Below are 18,465 nucleotides of genomic sequence, written 5' to 3'. Positions count from 1 at the left end.
ATTCCATGCTGCCGCCGTCCTCGCCCCCGCCGTTCCAAGGCCCGACCGTGCTGGTCGCGCCCGGAATCCGGTTGGCCGAGACGGAGTTGCAGGAGAGTTTCCTGCGCGCCGGCGGTCCCGGCGGGCAGAACGTCAACAAGGTGGAAACGGCCGTGCAACTGCGGTTCGACGCCGCGGCCTCGCCCAACCTGCCGCAATGGGTGAAGGACAAGCTGAAGACCCTGGCCGGCCGCCGCTGGACGGGGGACGGCGTCATCGTCATCACCGCGCAACGCCACCGCACCCAGGAGCGTAATCGCGAGGACGCGCGTGAACGCCTGTTCGAGCTGATCCGCGAGGCGACGGTGCGCCAGGCGGCCCGCCGCCCGACCCGGCCCACGCTGGGGTCCCAGAAACGGCGGCTGGAGGCCAAGGCCACCCGCAGCGGTGTGAAGCGTCTGCGCGGCACCGTGGATTTCGACTAAGCCCCCCATGACAGCCCCCAACACCCCCGACGTCATCGTCATCGGCGCCGGTGCCGCCGGCCTTTTCACCGCCATCGCTGCCGGCAAACGGGGGCGGCGGGTGGTCGTGGTCGACCACGCCCCGGAGGCGGGACGCAAGATCCTCATTTCCGGCGGCGGGCGCTGCAACTTCACCAACGTGGATGCGCAGCCCCAACGCTATCTCTCCTCCAACCCGCATTTCTGTATTTCGGCGCTGCGCCGCTACACGCCCCGCGATTTCCTGGATCTGGTGGAGCGCCACGGTATCGCCTGGCATGAGAAGAAGCTGGGCCAGTTGTTCTGCGACTCCTCCGCCCGGGACATCCTGACCATGCTGTTGGCCGAGGCGGCTGATGCCCGGGTCGAATTGCGCCTCGGTTGCGCGGTGGGGGAGGTGGAGCGGACCGGGGATGGGTTCGTCCTGGAAACGGCGCAGGGCCAGATGTGCGCGCCCAACCTGGTGGTGGCGACAGGCGGCCTGTCCATTCCCAAGATGGGCGCCACGGACTTCGCCTACCGCCTGGCCAAGCGCTGGGGACTCTCCATCGTGACGCCCCGGCCGGGACTGGTGCCCTTCACCTTCACGCCGCGGGATCTGGCCCGCACCCAGGGCCTGTCCGGGGTGGCGCTGGATGCCGTGGTCGGCACCGGCGGCGCCAAGGCGGCGGCGTTCCGGGAGGCGCTGCTGATCACCCATCGCGGCCTGTCCGGCCCCAGCATCCTGCAGGTGTCCAGCTATTGGCAACCGGGCCAGCCCATCACCGTGGACCTGACGCCCGACCTGGATTTGGCGGAACATCTGAAGGCAGCCAAGCGCGCGCGCCCCAATGCCGAGCTGAAGACCATCCTGGGCGATGTGCTGCCGCGCCGTTTCGCCGAACGGCTGTGCGGCGATGGCGGGACCGGCGAGGTCGAAAGCCGCCCCTTGCGCGACCTGGCCGACAAGGCCCTGGTGGAGGTGGCGGCCCGACTGAAGCGGTGGAGTGTGGTTCCCGCCGGCACGGAAGGATACCGCACGGCGGAGGTGACGGTGGGGGGCGTCGACACCAACGACCTGTCGTCCAAGACCATGGAGGCCAAGGCCGTACCGGGCCTGTACTTCGTGGGGGAGGCGGTGGACGTCACCGGCTGGCTGGGCGGTTATAACTTCCAATGGGCCTGGTCGTCCGGCTGGGTCGCCGGACAGGCCGTCTGACGTCAGTCCCCGCCAGCTTCCGCCGGCACGTCGAGCACGGGCGATACGGCTTGCACCGGCGACAAGCGACGGCGGAACGGATAGGCCAACTGGCCCAGGAAGGTCGGGGGACGGAATCGGCGGTGCCGATGTCCACGGGGGACGGCGGTCCCGCGGCAGATACCGGGTGCGGAAGATCACGTCCCACAGCAGCAGGTTTTCGCCGTAATTGGTGTTGCCTTCGGCCGGGATGCGGCTGTGATGCCAGCGGTGCAGGTCCGGCGTGTTGAACAGCCAGTTCAGCCCGCGACAGTCCATGTCCACGTTGCAGTGGGTCAGGAAGCCGATATAGGTGGTGATGACCAGCACCCAGACGATGACGTCCTTGGGCGCGCCCACCAGCATGCCCAGCGCCAGGGCGAATCCGCTGCTGAGCAGGCTGTCCACGAAGTGGAATCGGCCGGTGTTCACCACCCACAGGCGGGTGACGCTGTGATGGACGGCATGGTAGGGCCACAGCCACGGGATCTCATGGCACAGCCGATGCGCCCAATAGAGGCCGAATTCCGCCACCACCAGGCCCAGCACCACCTGCGCCGCCAGCGGCCAATGGGCCGGCCACAGGCCCCCCGCCGCGGCTGGCGCCACCTGGCTGGCCCCCAGCACGGCGGCGATGCTGGCCAGGAATTGGCCGATACCCTTGTTCAGCGCGGTGTGGCTGAGATCCTGCCGCATCTGGCCGTCGCTTTGGGACCAGACCGTCTCGTAAGGCATCAGCCGTTCCAGGACGAGCAGGACGCCGGCCATGCCGAAATAGGTGATATTGTAAGCGAGGATGGGATGACCCAGCGCGTTCCCATAGGCATATCCGGCAATGCACAGGGCGAGGAGCCCTGGCCACGCGATCCAAGAGAACACCCGGCGCATTCGTCACCCATCTTAGAGCGCCCCGGTGTTCAGGACGCGACGCGGTGGCGGGGCCTGGCGAAAACCAGCCTCTGGCGTGATCCAGATAAGACCGATCCCCCATGCGACAGGACCGCCCCGCGTCGTTTTTGCGCTTAGAGCCGGGCCGGCGCAAGGGGCTGCGTCACAGCCAAAGCCACTAAGACGCTGATGCCTCTGGCGCCAGGTAAATCCAGGTCAACTCATGCTTGTTGTGCGAGAGATGCAGTAGGCGGGATCCGGGGATGGCGGCGAAGGCGCGGGCGCTGGCATGGTCCGTCTCGCCCTGAAACTTCAGCGTGCAGATGAAGTTGCGCGCATGTCCGCCATCCTTCCACTGCCGGACCAGGCGCAGCAGTCGTTCCGGATAGCAAATGACATCGCTGCACAGCCAATCGACCGGCCCTATCGTGGCCGGTTCCAGGCCGAAGGCGCTCTCCCGCCGCACGGTGACGCGGGGCAGGCTGGCGATGCGCGGATCCAGCGGCGCCTTGTCGATGGCCGTGACCTCCGCCCCCAAAGATTGCAGCACCCAGGTCCAGCCGCCGGGGCAGGCGCCCAGGTCCAGGCAGCGATCCCCCGGGCCCGGCATGCGCCCCGCCAGCGTCAGCGCCTCCCACAGTTTGAGGTAGGCGCGGTTGGGTGGGGTGGCCTTGTCCTCCACGAACGCCACCTCGCCATTGGCGAAGGCGCTGCTGCAGGTGGGCGAGGCCAGGACGGTGTGTTCGTCCAGCAGGGTCCAAGCGCCCAGGGGCGCGGTGGGGGCCGGCGAGGGAAAGACCAGCGGCTTGGCCGAAACGTGGGGCAGCTGCTCCTGGATCAGCCGCGACCGCCGGTGGTGGCCATGTTCATACACCGCCCAGTTGCGCTGAATGGCGCGCAGGGCGCGGGCGCCGTCCTTGATCGAGGAAATGGCGATGCGCCGGGGGCTCAACCAGGTGTTGAGCGACCAGGCGGCCGAGCGCGGCGGCGCCTGGGTGATCACCAGGCGGCCGTGCACGATGGCCGACGAATTGTCCAGTTCTTCCAGCAGGGGCTCCAGAAAGCCCTCGGCCGCCAGATAGGCGGCGCCGATGTCGGCGGGGGGCGCCGCGCCGTCAAAAGAAGGCGCCCCGGGAGCCGTGCTCGCCGGGGCGTTGGTTTCATCCGGATGACCGGTCATGTCGCTTCGGTACTTCTGAACAGGTCGAAAGGCGGGACCGTGATCCCGCCGGGGTCTTAGGGCAGAATGTCGGCGGACGCAATGACGGCCTGGGTGCGGTTGCGCACGCCCAGGGAGCGCATCACGGCGGTGACGTGGATCTTCACCGTGCCTTCCGACAGGCCCAGCTCATAGGCGATCTGCTTGTTGGACTTGCCCTCGCGCAGGCAACGCAGCACATCGCGCTGGCGCTGGGTCAGCGCCGGGGTGTTGCCGCCCGAGGCGCCGCCGGTGGAGGAGGAGCCACCGCTGTTGGACGAGCTGGCGCTTTCCCCATGGATGGCCGCCGGCGGGACGTAGATGCCGCCGGAGAACACCAGGTTCAGCGCGCTCAACATGATCTTCACGCTGGAGGACTTGGGAATGTAGCCCGAGGCGCCGGCGTCCAGCGCCGCGCGCACGTCGGCCTGGCTTTCCGAGGCGGAGACGATGACCACCGGCGTGCCGGCCTGGATCTCGCAAATCTCCTGGATGCCGGCGAAGCCCGGCCAGTTAGGCATCTGCAGGTCCAGAAGGATGAGATCGAATTCCTGCTCGCCCTGGGCGTATTCCAGCGCCTCGTTGAATGTGCCAGCCTCGGTGAAGGTGGCATCGGCGCTGAGCTGGGTCAGCAGCCGGCAAAGGCCTTCGCGAAACAGCAGGTGGTCATCACCGATCAGGATGTTCATGTCCGACTCTCGTTCAGAGGTAGTAGGGAACCAAGGTTGCCAGCGAACCCAGACGAATATGGTGTCCTAGACGAATATCGTGTCTGCGTGCGTTAAGCATGCCTTCGGCGGCGTTAGCCCATGCCTGTTGGGCAGAAACAGCCGCCTTGGGATGAACAGACCCGGTTCGGGAATATTGGAGGGCCAACTTTAGGCTAAACTACTACAAATTCCGGCCGGGGCTGTCACGCTGATTTGACTTGCGTCACCTGATTTAAGCAACGGAATTAGGCGCGATTGAGGCAAAAGTTACCGTTTGGACAGGATGTCATCCAACGAACGGGCGCCGTGCCTGACCATGGATATAGGCATCGGCATAGGCCGCCGCCGCCCGTGATGGCGGTTTTTCTTGCCACGAAAGCGTCAGAAAGTCTCGTCAGCTTGATTGCACGCCCGCTTGCCGGTATGGCAGAAGGGCGGCACGGACGGGCCGATCCGGAATCGGGCGGCCCACCCACCAATTCCAATAATCCCCGATAATCCGGGGCTTGAACTCCAGGGGTCGGTTATGGTCAAGCGCATACGCAAAGCGGTGTTTCCGGTCGCGGGTCTGGGCACGCGGTTTCTTCCCGCGACCAAGGCGATCCCGAAGGAAATGCTGCCGCTGGCCGACAAGCCGTTGATCCAGCACGCGGTTGATGAGGCGAAGGCCGCCGGCATCGAAATGTTCTGCTTCGTCACCAGCCGGGGCAAGACCCCGCTGGAAGATCATTTCGACCTGAACTACGAACTGAACCAGACGCTCAAGAACCGCGGCAAGCTCGACCTGCTGAAGGTGGTCGAGAGCATCCAGATCGACAGCGGCAAGATCGCCTATGTCCGCCAGTCGGAGCCGCTGGGCCTGGGCCATGCCGTCTGGTGCGCCCGTGAGTTCATCGGTGACGAGCCTTTCGCCGTGCTGCTGCCCGATGAGCAGGTACTGGGCAACCGTCCCTGCCTGGTCCAGATGATGGACGCCTACAACCAGGTCGGCGGCAATCTGCTGTCCGTGTTCGAGGTCCCGCGCGAGCAGACCAACAAATACGGCATCCTGGACATCGGCAGGGACGACGGCCGTCTGGCCGAGGTCAAGGGGCTGGTGGAAAAGCCGGAGCCGGCGCAGGCCCCGTCCACCCTGTCAATTCAGGGCCGCTATATCCTGCAGCCGGAAATCTTCCATCACCTGGAGCGCTTCGAGAAGGGGGCCGGCGGCGAGATCCAACTGACCGACGCCATGGCCAAGCTGATCGGCAACCAGCCTTTCCACGGCTTCCGCTTCGAGGGCAAACGCTTCGACTGCGGCGACAAGCTGGGCTTCGTCCTGGCCAACGCCGCCTACGCCCTGGCCCGACCCGACATGGCCGACAAGGTGCGCGCCGCCTTGAAGGAAATGCTCTGAGCGCACGCCCAGGGCATGTCCACGCGCTTTAAATAGGCGGTGAAAGACCCTAAAAGGTCACATGCGCGGCACAGGCGTGTCGCCTTAAATGACGGGGTGGTCGTCAGATGAACGCTGGCGCCACCCCAGTTCCCGAAACCTCGCTGACAGGGCACCCGATGGGGGCCCAAGCGGGGTGCCGGGAAACGGGACGACGTGACGATAGGGGATCGGTATGCGCATCGCGGTGATCGGAACGGGCTATGTCGGCTTGGTCTCTGGCGCCTGTTTTTCCGAGTTCGGCGTGACCACGGTCTGCGTCGACAAGGACGCCAGCAAGATCGAGCGCTTGAACCGCGGCGAGATCCCCATCTTCGAACCCGGCCTCGATGACCTGGTGGCCAAGAACGCCAAGGCCGGCCGGCTCAGCTTCACCACCGACCTCGCCAGCGCCGTCAGGGACGTCGACGCCGTGTTCATCGCCGTCGGGACGCCTTCGCGCCGGGGCGATGGTCATGCGGACCTGTCCTATGTCTATGCCGCGGCGAAGGAAGTGGCCCTGGCCCTGGATCCCGCGCGCTACACGGTCATCGTCACCAAGTCGACCGTGCCGGTGGGGACGGGCCGCGAGGTGGCGCGCATCATCGGCGAAGCGCGGCCGGGTCTGGACTTCGATGTCTGCTCCAACCCCGAGTTCCTGCGCGAAGGTGCGGCCATCGGCGACTTCATGCGTCCGGACCGGGTGGTCATCGGCGCCGAGTCGGAGCGTGCCCAGGCGGTGATGAAGGCCCTGTACCGGCCGCTATACCTCATCGAGACGCCCATCGTCATGACCAGCCTGGAGACATCCGAGCTGATCAAGTACGCGGCCAACACCTTCCTCGCCACCAAGATCACCTTCATCAACGAGGTCGCCGACCTGTGCGAGAAGGTGGGCGCCAACGTCCACGACGTGGCCAAGGGCATCGGGCTGGACGGCCGCATCGGCCGCAAGTTCCTGCACGCCGGTCCCGGCTATGGCGGCTCCTGCTTCCCCAAGGACACGCTGGCCCTGGCCCGTACCGCCGCCGACGTGGGATCGCCCCTGCGCATCGTCGAGACGGTCATCGACATCAACGACAAGCGCAAGAAGGCCATGGCCGCCCGCATCGTGGCCGCCGCCGGCGGCAGCGTGGAGGGCAAGCGGGTCGGCATCCTGGGCGTCACCTTCAAGCCCAACACGGACGACATGCGAGACGCGCCGTCCCTGGACATCATTCCGGAACTGCAACGCCTGGGCGCCGTCGTGCAGGCCTACGATCCGGCCGGCATGCATGAGGCCGAGCGCCTGTTGCCGGGGGTCGCCTGGTGCGCCGACGCCTATGCCGCCATCCAGGATTCCGACATCCTGGCCATCCTGACGGAATGGAACGAGTTCCGCGCGCTGGATTTCGACCGGGTGCGCCGGTCGATGAAAGCGCCGGTGCTTGTCGATCTCCGCAATATCTACAATCCTGACGATATGAAGGCCGCCGGTTTTACCTACCAGTCCATTGGCCGGCCGGCGCGCCGCTAAGGTCAAATGCAGCAAGGAAGCAGGTGCACGTCATGACCGCTAATCATCGGTTCCACCCCACGGTGCTGCGCGAGTACGACATCCGCGGCGTCATCGGCAAGACCCTGGGCCCGGACGACGCCCGCGCCATCGGCCAGGGCTTTGGCACCCTGGTGGTGCGCGCCGGCGGCACCCGCGTGGCCATCGGCTACGACGGCCGCCTGTCCTCGCCGGAGTTGGAGCAGGCTTGCGTCGAGGGGCTGATGTCCACCGGCCTGGAGGTCATCCGCATCGGCCTGGGCCCCACGCCCATGCTATACTTCACCGTGCGGCACCTGGAACTGGACGCCGGCGTGATGATCACCGGCTCGCACAACCCGCCGGACTACAACGGCTTCAAGATGATGCTGGGCAAGGGCCCGGTCTATGGCGAGCAGATCCAGGAGATCGGCCGCCTGGTCCACGGCCAGGACCTGGTGACCGGCGCCGGCTCCTCCCGCAAGCTGGACGTCAGCGAGGATTACATCAACCGCCTGGCGGCCGATTATGACGGCACCCGCGACCTGACCATCGTGTGGGACGCCGGCAACGGCGCGGTGGGCCACGTCCTGCGCCGCCTGACGGACAAGCTGCCGGGCAAGCACATCCTGTTGTTCGAGGAGGTGGACGGCAATTTCCCCAACCACCACCCCGACCCGACCGTGCCGGAGAACCTAGAAGACCTGATCCACGCCGTCCACACCCACAAGGCGGACATCGGTATCGGCTTCGACGGTGACGGCGACCGCATCGGCGCCGTGGACGAGCATGGCGACATCATCTGGGGTGACCAGCTGTTGGCCATCTACGCCGCCGACGTGCTGAAGAGTCACCCGGGTGCCACCATCATCGCCGACGTCAAGTCCAGCCAGACGCTGTACGACGACATCGCCAAGAACGGTGGCAAGCCGCTGATGTGGAAGACCGGCCACAGCCTGCTGAAGGCCAAGATGGCCGAGACGGGCTCGCCCCTGGCCGGTGAGATGAGCGGCCACATCTTCTTCGCCGACAAGTACTACGGCTTCGACGACGCGCCCTATTGCGGTGTGCGCCTGGCCGGCCTGGTCAGCCGCGAAGGCAGCCTGGCCAAGCTGAAGTCGGTGCTGCCGCCCGTGTTCAACACCCCGGAAGTGCGCTTCCAGGTGGATGAGGAGCGCAAGTTCAAGGCGGTGGAGGAAATCGTGGCCCGCGCCAAGGCCCTGGCGGGCAAGGGTGTCGAGGTCAACGACATCGACGGCGTCCGCGTGAAGACCGAGGACGGCTGGTGGCTGCTGCGCGCCTCCAACACCCAGGACGTGCTGGTGGCCCGCGCCGAGGCCTTCAGCGAAGCCGGCCTTGAACGCCTGAAGGGCAGCATCCGCGACCAGCTGAGCCAGAGCGGCATCCAGGCGCCCGAAGGCTTCTGAGCCGATTGATGATAGAGTAGGGAAAGGGCCGCGATCCGCTGGGGTCGCGGCTTTTTTTAGTGCCAGCCAGGGGGAGGTGCGGCTACGACGGTTGAGCCGGATGTAACATGCCGTCACTGCGTACTCTGGCCAGAGTGCCCAGGATGGGCAGACGGGCTCGCCCTACCGCTACGCCGGCATGCGGTATGACGAGATCGGGCTGTATGTGACGCCCAACCGCACCTACGTGCCCGGCATCGGCAGGTGGCTGCAGATGGATCCCGCCGGGATCAAGGATGGGCTCAACCGGTATGCCTACATCCATAACGACCCGCCACAAAGTGCGCAGGCGCAAAGTAATGAACAGAAAAATGAAAACACGCCTATTGAGATAACTGTAAGTGACTATAAGCCAAAGCCACATCTTATCTCTTTGGGAGACGACGGCCCTGGGAACATAAATTGGTGTCTTGAACAATGCAGCCGGCTAGCATTGCCGACTCGTGACTATGGTGTCAGATTTCAAAGTTGTGTTAATCAATGCATGGGTAAAAATAGCTATCCTGAATGGGAAGGCGTATTTTTCTCACCACAGAACAACTATTCGCCTCCACCCAGCCAGCCTCCGCCGTGGTGGGTTCTCTTATTGGTCCCATTCCCGGGGAACCCAATCTACCTCGGATTCTGAAAGGAAAGCCGTAATGGAGGATGTAGTCGCTACCAGAGTGGACGCATTTCTAGTGAATGCGATTGGTAATCTTGAGCTAATTTCTGAATTCATGAAGAATAATATGACGGATGAAGATTTCTCAAAGTACATACCTTATATTGGTCACTGTATTTATAATTTGACAGAATTCTCTGAAGGGTTGAGGGTCTCATATCCAGACATTGTTACTGATAATCTTAAACGTGACTTGTAGGGTTTGGTATGTGCATCGTGGGGACGTGGCTGAGCTTCATAGTATGCTCGAATAGTCTAGAAAGATCAGCCACTTATCCACCCATCGTTGAACCTTCGTGCATAAGTGATGCACAGGTGTAATCCTAAATCCTGTCATTTTTGACGCTGCGGAGTGGGGTTGCGGCCGTTTTAGCGCTCTTGCCGGCGTTTTGGCGCCTGGCGCGGCCGATTGCGGCCGCTGGCCTAAAAACGCGCATTCTACATTGAGAATCAGCCGCTTAGCCTGAGTTCTCGCGCCTATCGACCGCCGCTAAATCCACACCGATCCACACCAGTCTACACCGATGTGGATTCTCTGTTTTAGAACAGCAGCTTACCTTAGCGGCTGAGTTGCTCGCCGCGTGATGCGCCCCGCCATCCCCGATCCCCCCGCAGAACCAGATGCTGCCCTCCCGCCGCCGGCCTTGTCCGCCGCTAAGAGGCGTTGGCCCCAGCGGCGCGCCAGGTGCTGAAGGACGAGGCCCTGGAGGACGTTCTTGACCGTGGCGAGTTCCTCGGGCGTGAACTCGTCGAGCGCTTGCAGGATCAGCCTGACGCCCTCGTCCTTGGGAGCGCGTTCGTGCTCATCGAAGATGAGCGTATCCGCAGAGACGTTGAGGGGGATGGCCAGGTGGAGACGGCCATTCGATAGGAACCCATATGGTAACCGTCGCGTCGCCCTTGGCGGAAAAGGGAGGGATTATCCTGCCGCTGGCTGTCGCACCACCCAGCCGCGACGCACGCCCAAATACCAGTACAGGCCCACAACGACGGCCATGGTCAGCAGTACCGTGCCCACCTCCGCCAGGCCCGCCGGCTTGCCCTCCGGCGCGCCCACGCCTAGCAGGGAGGGGAAGGGCGGGCCCAGGACGCCCATGACATAGATGGCGGCCAGGTTCTGGCCCAGATGGATGCCGATGGCGGCCTCCAGCCGGCCGGCCTTGGCGGTGATCGCCGACAGCAGCAGCGAGATGATGAAATAGAGCGCGCGCTGGTCCCACACCCCGTTGCTCCAGGACTGGGTATGTAGGGCAGCGAACAGCAGCGCCACGGGCAGGGCGGTCACCCAGGCGCTGCCCGTGGCGGCGTAGAGCCCCTGGCTGATATAGCCGCGGAACACCGCCTCCTCGGCTGTGACCTGCAGCACCACCATCCACGCCGTGGCGGCGGCGAAGGCCAGCACCTGGGGCCAGGGCTGCCCGCCAGGGGCGAACGGCTCGCCGTTCCAGACGTCGATCAGGCCGCTGGCCACGACCGTCAGCAGCACCAGCCCGCCCCACAGCAGGGCGGAGCGCAGCGCCAATCCCACATCCAGGCCGGCGACGGGCGACACCAGGCTGCGCAAGGGCCGTCCGTGCAGCCAGCGCACCGCCAGGGTAAGGGGCAGCAGCGCGGCGGCGACGCTGCCCAGCAGCATCAGCAATTCGACAATGGCGCGCAGTCCCTCGCTGCGCTCCATCGCCCGGTCCACATGCGACCAGTGCGGCAGTTTCAGCAGCACCACAGCGATCAGGACGCTGCCGATGACGACGATCACCATGCCGGCCAGGAAGGCCCACCACGGCTCCCGCCGCTGCCGAGCCAAAGCCAAAAGAGAGGGCGGGGCGGGGCCATCGCCCGCCGCCGGGCCGGGGGGCGCCATGGAAGCGGGGATCAGTTGGCGCCGGGGGCGATGGTGATGCAGCCCTGGCCCTGGCGGCTCAACTGGGCACAGGCGGCGCGCGCGGTCTTCTCGCTCAAGCCTGCCAGACGGGCGCGGTACAGGGTGGACTTGGCGGATGACACCTCCACCACGTTGGGCACGGCGGCGTTCAGCAGGCCCCGCGACTTCTGCGTGGCGCGGGCGATGGCGGCCTGGGTGGCGGCGCGGTCGTTATAGGCGCCCACCTGGATGCTCCAGCCCGCCGGGATGTTCTTGCCCTTGGTGCCGGTGGCGACGGCGGGGGCCGCCTCCGCCGGGGCCGCCAACAGGGTGTGGTCGGCCACGCTTTCCGCCGCCTTGCCCACGGCCTTGGCGGCCTTGCCGGCGGCACTGGCCAGACGCACGGCCTTGGTGGCCTTGGGCGCGGGCGCCTCGTCTGCCTCATCCTCATCGCCTTCGGATGTGGCGCTGTCCTGGCTTTCAGCACTCGCCAATTGCACCGCCCCCGCCTGCGACGCCCCGCGATCACGCGGCGCGCGGATGGGCGCCTCCGCCGTCAGCACCTGGCCGGGCTTGGTGGCGAAGCCTTCATCCAGCAGGTCGGCCATGCGGTTGTCCCGCCACACGGCGCTGCTGCCGCCCATGACCACGGCGATCAACCGGCGGCCGTCCTGCACAGCGGAGCCCACGAGGTTGAAGCCGGAGGCGTTGATGAACCCGGTCTTGATGCCGTCCATACCGGGATAGCGCGCCATGAGGTGGTTATGGTTGGCCATGGTTTCACCGTTGTAGGTGAAGCTGGCCGTCTTAAAATAGGTGTACTGCTTGGCGTGGTCGTGGATCAGGGCTTGGGCCAGGCGGGCCAGGTCGCGGGCCGTCGTCACCTGGCCGGTGTTGGGCAGGCCGGAGGCGTTGCGGAAGGTGGTGCGGCTCATGCCCAGGGCGCGGGCCTTGGCCGTCATCATCTGGGCGAAGCGCGGCTCGCTGCCGCCCAGGTTTTCCCCCACCGTCACCGCCACGTCGTTGGCCGACTTGGTCACCAGGGCCAGGATGGCGTCGCGCACGCGGATGGTGTCGCCCGCGTCCAGGCCCAGCTTGCTGGGCGCCTGGGCGGCGGCGTGCGCGGAAACCTTGAACGGCGTGTCCAGCGTGACGCGGCCGGCATCCAGCGCGTCGAACAGCAGATACAGCGTCATCATCTTGGTCAGGGACGCCGGGTAGTTCTGGGTATCCGCGCCGGCGGCGTGCAGCACCTGGCCGGTTTCAGCATCCACGACAATGGCGGCGTACTTGGCGAAAGCGCGTGCCGGGGCGAAGGCGAGGCAAGCCACGAAGGCCAGGACGGCCAAGCGCCAGGCAAGGTGGGTCAGGGACGAGCGATTCCCCCGAACCGAGTGATTCCAATGGGTCACGGTGAACTGCCCCTTCCGCCATGCCATGTCGATGATGACGACAAAAGTAAAGGCATGATGATTCCCTGTCCAGTATTGAAAATATCGTTAAGGGCAAAGAAGGCCCCGAGCATCATTGCCCGCCTTTACATGCGCGTCGCGCGCTTCCGGGCCCAGCGCTACCCCGGATGGAGGATGTGCTTCGCCGAAAGTCGTGCTGCAGCGCAGCATAACAGCCCCGTGCGAGGCAGCGCACATGGACTGCTTGGCTTATTAAGCATACTTTATCCAAGCCTTTGCTGGACCTTACTCCGGCATGTTGTCGCCCAGCGGTCGTGTTACGGAAATTTTGCGCCGCACAAAAACTGGTTGACAAAGCGCGTATCGGGGTCCAGGTATGGGATCGTGCTGCGACGCAACATGACGGTGCCTCTGGTGGGCCGTTCGCCGGCGGCACGCCGCCCGGCCGACGCCGGTTTGCCTGACCCGGGCACGGGCCGCATCGGGCGGCCGATGGATCATACGCGATCATTGGAAGGAGCATTGTCATGACCACCCCGAATACTGCCACCCCCGTCACCACCACCGCGTCGCGGGCCAAGAAGGTCGTCGCCGACGCCGCCGTGGAAACCGGCGCCGCCACCAAGCAGGCCGCCGAGACCACCGTGGCCGCCGCGCAGGACGCCGTGACCAAGAATTACGAGCAGGCCGTCGCCCTCACCAAGGAGCAGGTGGAGAAGGCCAGCAAGAAGGCTTTCGAGGCCTATGAGGAGCTGACCAGCTTCAACAAGGAAACGGTGGACGCCCTGGTGCAGTCCTCCACCGTCCTGGCCAAGGGCCTGGAAAACCTGTCCAAGTCCTTCGTCGCCTACGCCCAGTCCTCGCTGGAGAGCAGCGTGGCGGCCACCAAGGCGCTGCTGGCCGTGAAGACCCTGCGCGAGGCGGTGGACCTGCAGTCCGAATTCGCCAAGACCAGCTTCGACACCCTGGTGAGCGAGGCCACCAAGACCTCCGAGCTGTCGGTGAAGCTGGCCAACGAGGCGATCGAGCCCATCTCCGCCCGCGTCAACGCGGTCGTGACCAAGTTCGGCAAGCCGCGCCTGGCGGCGTGATCGCGGTTGGGCCGCGCCATGCGGCCGGCCGTTCCAGCCGATGCTGATGAACCCGGTGGGCACGCGCCCACCGGGTTTTATTTTTTTGGTGTGATGGCGCGCCTTGCGTCCGGCCGCCCAACGCGCTTGGATGATTCCCGTGCGCTCATCGCACGCCAGGCATGATTAAGGTCACCTGGGGTCTTCCAACGGCCCGCCGCGATCTCATATTATCCCTGGGATGACCACCCCGAGAGACACGTACCTGGAAGGCCATGACGGAGTTCGACAGTCACGGAAGCGAGGGCGGCACTGGCGGCGACGGCACCAACACCGGCGTCGTGGTCAAGGCCAAGCCTAAGACCAAAAAGCCCTCCATGTACAAGGTCTTGATGCTGAACGACGACTACACGCCGATGGAGTTCGTCGTCCACATCCTGGAGCGTTTCTTCTCCAAGAACCGGGAGGAGGCGACGCGGATCATGCTGCATGTCCATCGCCGTGGCGTGGGCGTGTGCGGTGTGTTCACCTACGAGGTGGCGGAAACGAAAGTAACCCAGGTGATGGATTTCGCGCGCCAGAACCAGCATCCCCTGCAATGCACCTTGGAGAAGGATTAGTAGGCATGCTCTCGCGTAATCTCGAGCAGACGCTGCACCGGGCCCTAGCTTACGCCAATGAGCGTCGGCACGAGTACGCGACCCTGGAACACCTTCTGCTGGCGCTCACCGAGGACCAGGATGCCCTGGCGGTGCTGCGCGCCTGCGGCGTGACCGTGGAAAAGTTGCGGGTCGAGCTGGGTGAATACCTGGACAACGAACTGAGCAACCTCATCTCCAGCCGGTCGGAGGACGCCAAGCCCACCGCCGGTTTCCAGCGGGTGCTGCAGCGCGCCGCCATCCACGTCCAAAGCTCCGGCCGGGAAGAGGTGACGGGCGCCAATGTGCTGGTGGCCCTGTTCTCCGAACGGGAGAGCCACGCCGTCTATTTCCTGCAGGAGCAGGAGATGACGCGCTTCGACGCCGTCAACTACATCTCCCACGGCATCGCCAAGTCGCCCGGCCGCTCCGAGGCCAAGCGCGTCAGCGGCGCCGAGGAGGAGACCACCGCCGGCGAGAAGGCGCCCAAGAAGGGCACCGAGGCACTGGAAGCGTACTGCGTCAACCTCAACAAGAAGGCGCTCAGCGGCAAGATCGATCCCTTGATCGGCCGCGGGCAGGAGGTTGACCGCACCATCCAGATCCTCTGCCGCCGCTCCAAGAACAACCCGCTGTACGTGGGTGACCCCGGCGTGGGCAAGACCGCCATCGCCGAGGGCTTGGCCCGCCGCATCGTCCATGGCGAGGTGCCGGAGGTGTTGCTGAACGCCACCATCTTCGCCCTGGACATGGGCGCGCTGCTGGCGGGCACCCGCTATCGCGGCGACTTCGAGGAACGGCTGAAGTCCGTGCTGTCGGAGTTGGAGGCAGTCGAGGGCTCCGTCCTGTTCATCGATGAGATCCATACGGTGATCGGCGCCGGCGCCACCTCGGGCGGGGCCATGGACGCCAGCAACCTGCTGAAGCCCGCCCTGGCCAGCGGCGCCCTGCGCTGCATCGGCTCGACCACCTACAAGGAATACCGCAGCTACTTCGAGAAGGACCGCGCCCTGGTCCGCCGCTTCCAGAAGATCGACGTCAACGAGCCCTCGCTGGACGATGCCGTGAAGATCCTGGAAGGGATCAAGAGCTACTACGAGAAGCACCACAACGTCCGCTACACGCGTGAGGCCATCCGCTCGGCGGTGGAGCTGTCGGCCAAGTACATCGGCGACCGCAAGCTGCCGGACAAGGCCATCGACATCATCGACGAGGTCGGGGCGGCGCAGATGCTGCTGCCCGTGGCCAAGCGCAAGAAAACCATCCAGGTCAAGGACGTGGAGGCGGTGGTCGCCAAGATCGCCCGCATCCCGCCGAAGAGCGTCAGCCGCGATGACCGCGAGGTGCTGCTGAACCTGGAGCGGGACCTGAAGACCATGGTGTTCGGCCAGGACAAGGCCATCGACACTCTGGTCAGCGCCATCAAGCTGGCGCGCGCCGGCCTGCGCGACCCGGAAAAGCCCATCGGCAACTATCTGTTCTCCGGCCCGACCGGCGTGGGCAAGACCGAGGTGGCGCGTCAGTTGTCGCGCACCCTGGGCATCGAGCTGACCCGCTTCGACATGTCGGAATATATGGAGCGGCACACGGTCAGCCGCCTGATCGGCGCGCCCCCGGGATATGTCGGCTTCGACCAGGGCGGCCTGCTGACCGACGCCATCGACCAGCATCCGCACTGCGTGTTGCTGCTGGACGAGATCGAGAAGGCGCACCCCGATCTCTACAACATCCTGTTGCAGGTGATGGACCACGGCAAGCTGACCGACCACAACGGCAAGACGGTCGACTTCCGCAACGTCATCCTGATCATGACCACCAACGCCGGTGCGGCCGATCTGGCCAAGCCCGCCTTCGGCTTCGGCCGGGAGCAGCGGCTGGGCGAGGATGAGGAGGCGATCAACCGCCTGTTCACCCCGGAATTCCGCAACCGCCTGGACGCCATCATCCCGTTCTCCGGCCTGTCGCCGGAAATCATCGGCCGGGTGGTGGACAAGTTCGTCATGGAACTGGAGGCGCAGCTGAGCGACCGCGGCGTCACCATCGAACTGACGGACGAGGCCCGCGACTGGCTGTCGAAGAAGGGGTACGACCCGCTGTACGGCGCGCGCCCCTTGGGCCGGACCATCCAGGAGTACATCAAGAAGCCGCTGGCGGAAGAACTGCTGTTCGGCAAGCTGGTGAAGGGTGGCGCCGTCCGCGTCACCGTCAAGGACGACGCCCTGTCCTTCGACTACGCCGCCGGCGGAAGCCGCCCGTCGCAGCGGGAAAAGCCGGAGGAAAAGGTGCCGGAACTGGTGACCTGAGGCCGGCCGCGGTTGCTCCCGGTATCGAGGTACTTGCGAGGTTGGGCCCCGGAGCATTCCGGGGCCCATTTTTCTAATGATCTTGTCCCGCCCCTCGGCAGCGCCTGTCGGCGGCGGGGCATCACCAGGCGGAGCAAACAGCGTTGTCATGCAGGGCACGGCACATCGGACGGACCAGAATCCGGTTGGTCACGCTGCTGGTTCTGGGCTTCGCCATCGGGGGTAGCTCTGCCGCTGGCGCGGCTCCCTGTTTCGACCCAGCCGACCCGGACGACATTCGCTTATGGCCTGGGCCGGCTCCAGGTGCGAGCGGGGATGACGCTTGTCGGGATATCCCGTTCCTCAAGGTCTTTCGGGCGCCTGGACAGGACATCGGGCCCGCCCTGGTTTTGATTCCGGGGGGTGGTTACGACCGCCTCTCGAACGCGCGCGAGCAGGAGCCCGTCGCCGCCTATTTCGCCCGGCATCTGCATATCACCACCTTCGTTTTGTCCTATCGCCTGGTTCAGGCCGATGGCACCTACCGCTATCCCGTACCCTTATGGGATGGACGTCGGGCCGTGAGGCTGGTGCGGGCGCGGGCCCCCCATTACGGCATCGATCCGCGCCGCATCGGGATCTTCGGATTTTCCGCCGGCGGCCATTTGGCAAGCGTGATCGCCTTCCGCCCCGGCGACGATTTCGGGTTGTCCAGGCGGGATGCGACCGACGACGTGGACGATGGCGTTGCCGTCCTTGGGCTTGGATATCCCGTTATAACCATGGATGCGGGGGACGCTCCGGCCTCGGCCAGCGCCCGTCATCTATTGTCGGGATATCGGGGGGCGGAACGCGCCGCCCTGGAGCGGCGGCTTTCAGCGCAAAATCTGGTCGGCCCCCATGCGCCGCCCGTCTTCCTCTTCGATGGCCTGGATGATCAGCGCGTCAGCCCGGAAAACAGCCGGCTGCTGGCACGATCTTTACAGGCGGCCGGGGTTCCGGCGGCGGTTTATTGGTTTGACCATGGTCCACATGGCGCGGGCTTGGCCACAGGGGTGCCGGGGGAGTCGGCGTGGCCTGACCTGTTCCAGCAATGGCTGCGGGAACGTGGTTTCCTCCCCTGACAGGACCACTGTCGAGGTCCTGTTCACTACTCCATCGCCACCAGGCGCCGGATCAGCGTGTCCAGATCGTTCCACACCAGCGGCTTGGCGACGTAGCCCGCAAACAGCCCCGTGGTCAGATGGTCGATGACGTCGGTTTCCGCCGTCATCAGCACCAGGGGGACCGGCCGGCTGCGGCCCGCCGGGGCAGGGCGGCCGTGCAGCTCGCGCGCCGCTTCTGCCCCGCCGACGCCGGGCATATGCAAATCCAACAGCACCAGCTCGAACGGGGGCACGGCGGAGTCGAACAGGGCGATGGCCTCCGCCCCGTCGGCGGCGCCCGTCGCGTCGTATCCCAGGCGCCGCAGGACGGCCAGAATCAGCTCCCGATTCACCCGGTTATCCTCCGCCACCAACACCCGCGTCGCGGCGGGGGCGGCGCTAACGGCCGTATTTTCTATACTCATCGCGTATGCCTTTGGCGGAGTCGGGACGCATGTCGCGGCGCGCGGCTTTTAAGGGACGCCCTGGGGGCGCCCACTGTTGAC

The 18,465-nt window shown here is 65.4% G+C and carries 15 protein-coding genes and 2 pseudogenes; 11 read left to right on the top strand and 6 right to left on the bottom strand.

All coding sequences use genetic code 11. The annotated features are described in order from the left end of the window. The first annotated feature begins 5 nt into the window (after positions 1-5). Entirely contained in the window at positions 6-464 is a 459-nt protein-coding gene (gene arfB / locus UCD39_RS13885) for an alternative ribosome rescue aminoacyl-tRNA hydrolase ArfB (RefSeq protein WP_330496589.1), read from the top strand. Between the two features lie 7 nt (positions 465-471). Further along, positions 472-1,680: a BaiN/RdsA family NAD(P)/FAD-dependent oxidoreductase gene (locus UCD39_RS13880; protein ID WP_330496588.1), complete on the top strand. Its 1,209-nt coding sequence runs from the start codon at positions 472-474 to the stop codon at positions 1,678-1,680. Positions 1,681-1,905: 225 nt separating this feature from the next. Here UCD39_RS13880 and UCD39_RS28540 read toward each other — a convergent pair. From UCD39_RS28540 to UCD39_RS13865, 3 genes and pseudogenes are all read right to left on the bottom strand, one after another. Continuing rightward, a pseudogene (locus tag UCD39_RS28540) lies at positions 1,906-2,394 on the bottom strand (sterol desaturase family protein); the annotation flags it as partial. A gap of 370 nt (positions 2,395-2,764) precedes the next feature. Next, positions 2,765-3,766 (bottom strand): SAM-dependent methyltransferase, encoded by a 1,002-nt coding sequence (locus tag UCD39_RS13870; RefSeq protein ID WP_330496586.1) that lies wholly within the window; start codon positions 3,764-3,766, stop codon positions 2,765-2,767. 56 nt (positions 3,767-3,822) lie between these two features. Continuing rightward, positions 3,823-4,473, bottom strand: coding sequence for a response regulator (locus UCD39_RS13865; RefSeq protein WP_330496585.1), 651 nt, complete (start codon positions 4,471-4,473; stop codon positions 3,823-3,825). Positions 4,474-5,020: 547 nt separating this feature from the next. On the opposite strand from UCD39_RS13865, the gene galU reads away from it, so the two are divergent. The 5 genes and pseudogenes from galU (at position 5,021) to UCD39_RS13845 (ending at position 10,422) form a co-directional block, all read left to right on the top strand. Next, positions 5,021-5,890 (top strand): UTP--glucose-1-phosphate uridylyltransferase GalU, encoded by an 870-nt coding sequence (gene galU, locus UCD39_RS13860; RefSeq protein WP_330496584.1) that lies wholly within the window; start codon positions 5,021-5,023, stop codon positions 5,888-5,890. Between the two features lie 214 nt (positions 5,891-6,104). Continuing rightward, positions 6,105-7,424, top strand: a complete 1,320-nt coding sequence (locus UCD39_RS13855; protein WP_330496583.1) for a UDP-glucose dehydrogenase family protein — start codon at positions 6,105-6,107, stop codon at positions 7,422-7,424. Between the two features lie 32 nt (positions 7,425-7,456). After that, positions 7,457-8,848, top strand: coding sequence for a phosphoglucomutase/phosphomannomutase PgmG (gene pgmG, locus UCD39_RS13850; RefSeq protein ID WP_330496582.1), 1,392 nt, complete (start codon positions 7,457-7,459; stop codon positions 8,846-8,848). A gap of 139 nt (positions 8,849-8,987) precedes the next feature. After that, positions 8,988-9,515 (top strand): annotated as a pseudogene (locus UCD39_RS28535) (RHS repeat-associated core domain-containing protein); the annotation flags it as partial. Positions 9,516-10,236: 721 nt separating this feature from the next. Further along, entirely contained in the window at positions 10,237-10,422 is a 186-nt protein-coding gene (locus UCD39_RS13845) for a hypothetical protein (RefSeq protein ID WP_330496581.1), read from the top strand. A 48-nt stretch (positions 10,423-10,470) separates the two neighbouring features. Here the strand turns inward: UCD39_RS13845 and UCD39_RS13840 are convergent, their stop codons facing one another. Both UCD39_RS13840 and UCD39_RS13835 read right to left on the bottom strand, forming a co-directional pair. Further along, positions 10,471-11,412 (bottom strand): CPBP family intramembrane glutamic endopeptidase, encoded by a 942-nt coding sequence (locus UCD39_RS13840; protein ID WP_330496580.1) that lies wholly within the window; start codon positions 11,410-11,412, stop codon positions 10,471-10,473. Between the two features lie 11 nt (positions 11,413-11,423). Next, positions 11,424-12,824, bottom strand: a complete 1,401-nt coding sequence (locus UCD39_RS13835; protein WP_330496579.1) for a D-alanyl-D-alanine carboxypeptidase family protein — start codon at positions 12,822-12,824, stop codon at positions 11,424-11,426. Positions 12,825-13,351: 527 nt separating this feature from the next. On the opposite strand from UCD39_RS13835, the gene UCD39_RS13830 reads away from it, so the two are divergent. The 4 genes from UCD39_RS13830 to UCD39_RS13815 all read left to right on the top strand — a co-directional run bounded on the left by UCD39_RS13830 (position 13,352) and on the right by UCD39_RS13815 (position 17,938). Then, positions 13,352-13,915, top strand: a complete 564-nt coding sequence (locus UCD39_RS13830) for a phasin family protein (RefSeq protein ID WP_330496578.1) — start codon at positions 13,352-13,354, stop codon at positions 13,913-13,915. A 254-nt stretch (positions 13,916-14,169) separates the two neighbouring features. After that, entirely contained in the window at positions 14,170-14,514 is a 345-nt protein-coding gene (clpS, locus tag UCD39_RS13825; RefSeq protein WP_145730241.1) for an ATP-dependent Clp protease adapter ClpS, read from the top strand. 5 nt (positions 14,515-14,519) lie between these two features. Then, positions 14,520-16,835: an ATP-dependent Clp protease ATP-binding subunit ClpA gene (gene clpA / locus UCD39_RS13820; protein ID WP_330496577.1), complete on the top strand. Its 2,316-nt coding sequence runs from the start codon at positions 14,520-14,522 to the stop codon at positions 16,833-16,835. A gap of 185 nt (positions 16,836-17,020) precedes the next feature. Further along, complete coding sequence (locus UCD39_RS13815) at positions 17,021-17,938, top strand: alpha/beta hydrolase (protein WP_330496576.1); 918 nt, start codon at positions 17,021-17,023, stop codon at positions 17,936-17,938. 26 nt (positions 17,939-17,964) lie between these two features. On the opposite strand, the gene UCD39_RS13810 is transcribed toward UCD39_RS13815, so the two are convergent. Beyond that, a complete protein-coding gene (locus UCD39_RS13810; protein WP_330496575.1) occupies positions 17,965-18,384 on the bottom strand; it encodes a response regulator in 420 nt (139 codons plus the stop codon). Positions 18,385-18,465 lie beyond the last annotated feature (81 nt).

The sequence above is a fragment of the Nitrospirillum karajorum genome (assembly GCF_036348415.1).
Lineage (GTDB): Bacteria > Pseudomonadota > Alphaproteobacteria > Azospirillales > Azospirillaceae > Nitrospirillum > Nitrospirillum amazonense_B.
Note: the sequence above shows the minus strand (reverse complement) of the source record. Positions and strands in the feature narration are given on the sequence as shown.

Excerpts from the sequence above, each read along its gene's own strand:
- arfB (WP_330496589.1), top strand. The coding sequence starts at position 6 with ATGCTGCCGCCGTCCTCGCCCCCGCCGTTCCAAGGCCCGACCGTGCTG.
- UCD39_RS13880 (WP_330496588.1), top strand. The coding sequence starts at position 472 with ATGACAGCCCCCAACACCCCCGACGTCATCGTCATCGGCGCCGGTGCC.
- UCD39_RS13870 (WP_330496586.1), bottom strand. The coding sequence starts at position 3,766 with ATGACCGGTCATCCGGATGAAACCAACGCCCCGGCGAGCACGGCTCCC.
- UCD39_RS13865 (WP_330496585.1), bottom strand. The coding sequence starts at position 4,473 with ATGAACATCCTGATCGGTGATGACCACCTGCTGTTTCGCGAAGGCCTT.
- galU (WP_330496584.1), top strand. The coding sequence starts at position 5,021 with ATGGTCAAGCGCATACGCAAAGCGGTGTTTCCGGTCGCGGGTCTGGGC.
- UCD39_RS13855 (WP_330496583.1), top strand. The coding sequence starts at position 6,105 with ATGCGCATCGCGGTGATCGGAACGGGCTATGTCGGCTTGGTCTCTGGC.
- pgmG (WP_330496582.1), top strand. The coding sequence starts at position 7,457 with ATGACCGCTAATCATCGGTTCCACCCCACGGTGCTGCGCGAGTACGAC.
- UCD39_RS13840 (WP_330496580.1), bottom strand. The coding sequence starts at position 11,412 with ATGGCGCCCCCCGGCCCGGCGGCGGGCGATGGCCCCGCCCCGCCCTCT.
- UCD39_RS13830 (WP_330496578.1), top strand. The coding sequence starts at position 13,352 with ATGACCACCCCGAATACTGCCACCCCCGTCACCACCACCGCGTCGCGG.
- clpS (WP_145730241.1), top strand. The coding sequence starts at position 14,170 with ATGACGGAGTTCGACAGTCACGGAAGCGAGGGCGGCACTGGCGGCGAC.
- clpA (WP_330496577.1), top strand. The coding sequence starts at position 14,520 with ATGCTCTCGCGTAATCTCGAGCAGACGCTGCACCGGGCCCTAGCTTAC.
- UCD39_RS13810 (WP_330496575.1), bottom strand. The coding sequence starts at position 18,384 with ATGAGTATAGAAAATACGGCCGTTAGCGCCGCCCCCGCCGCGACGCGG.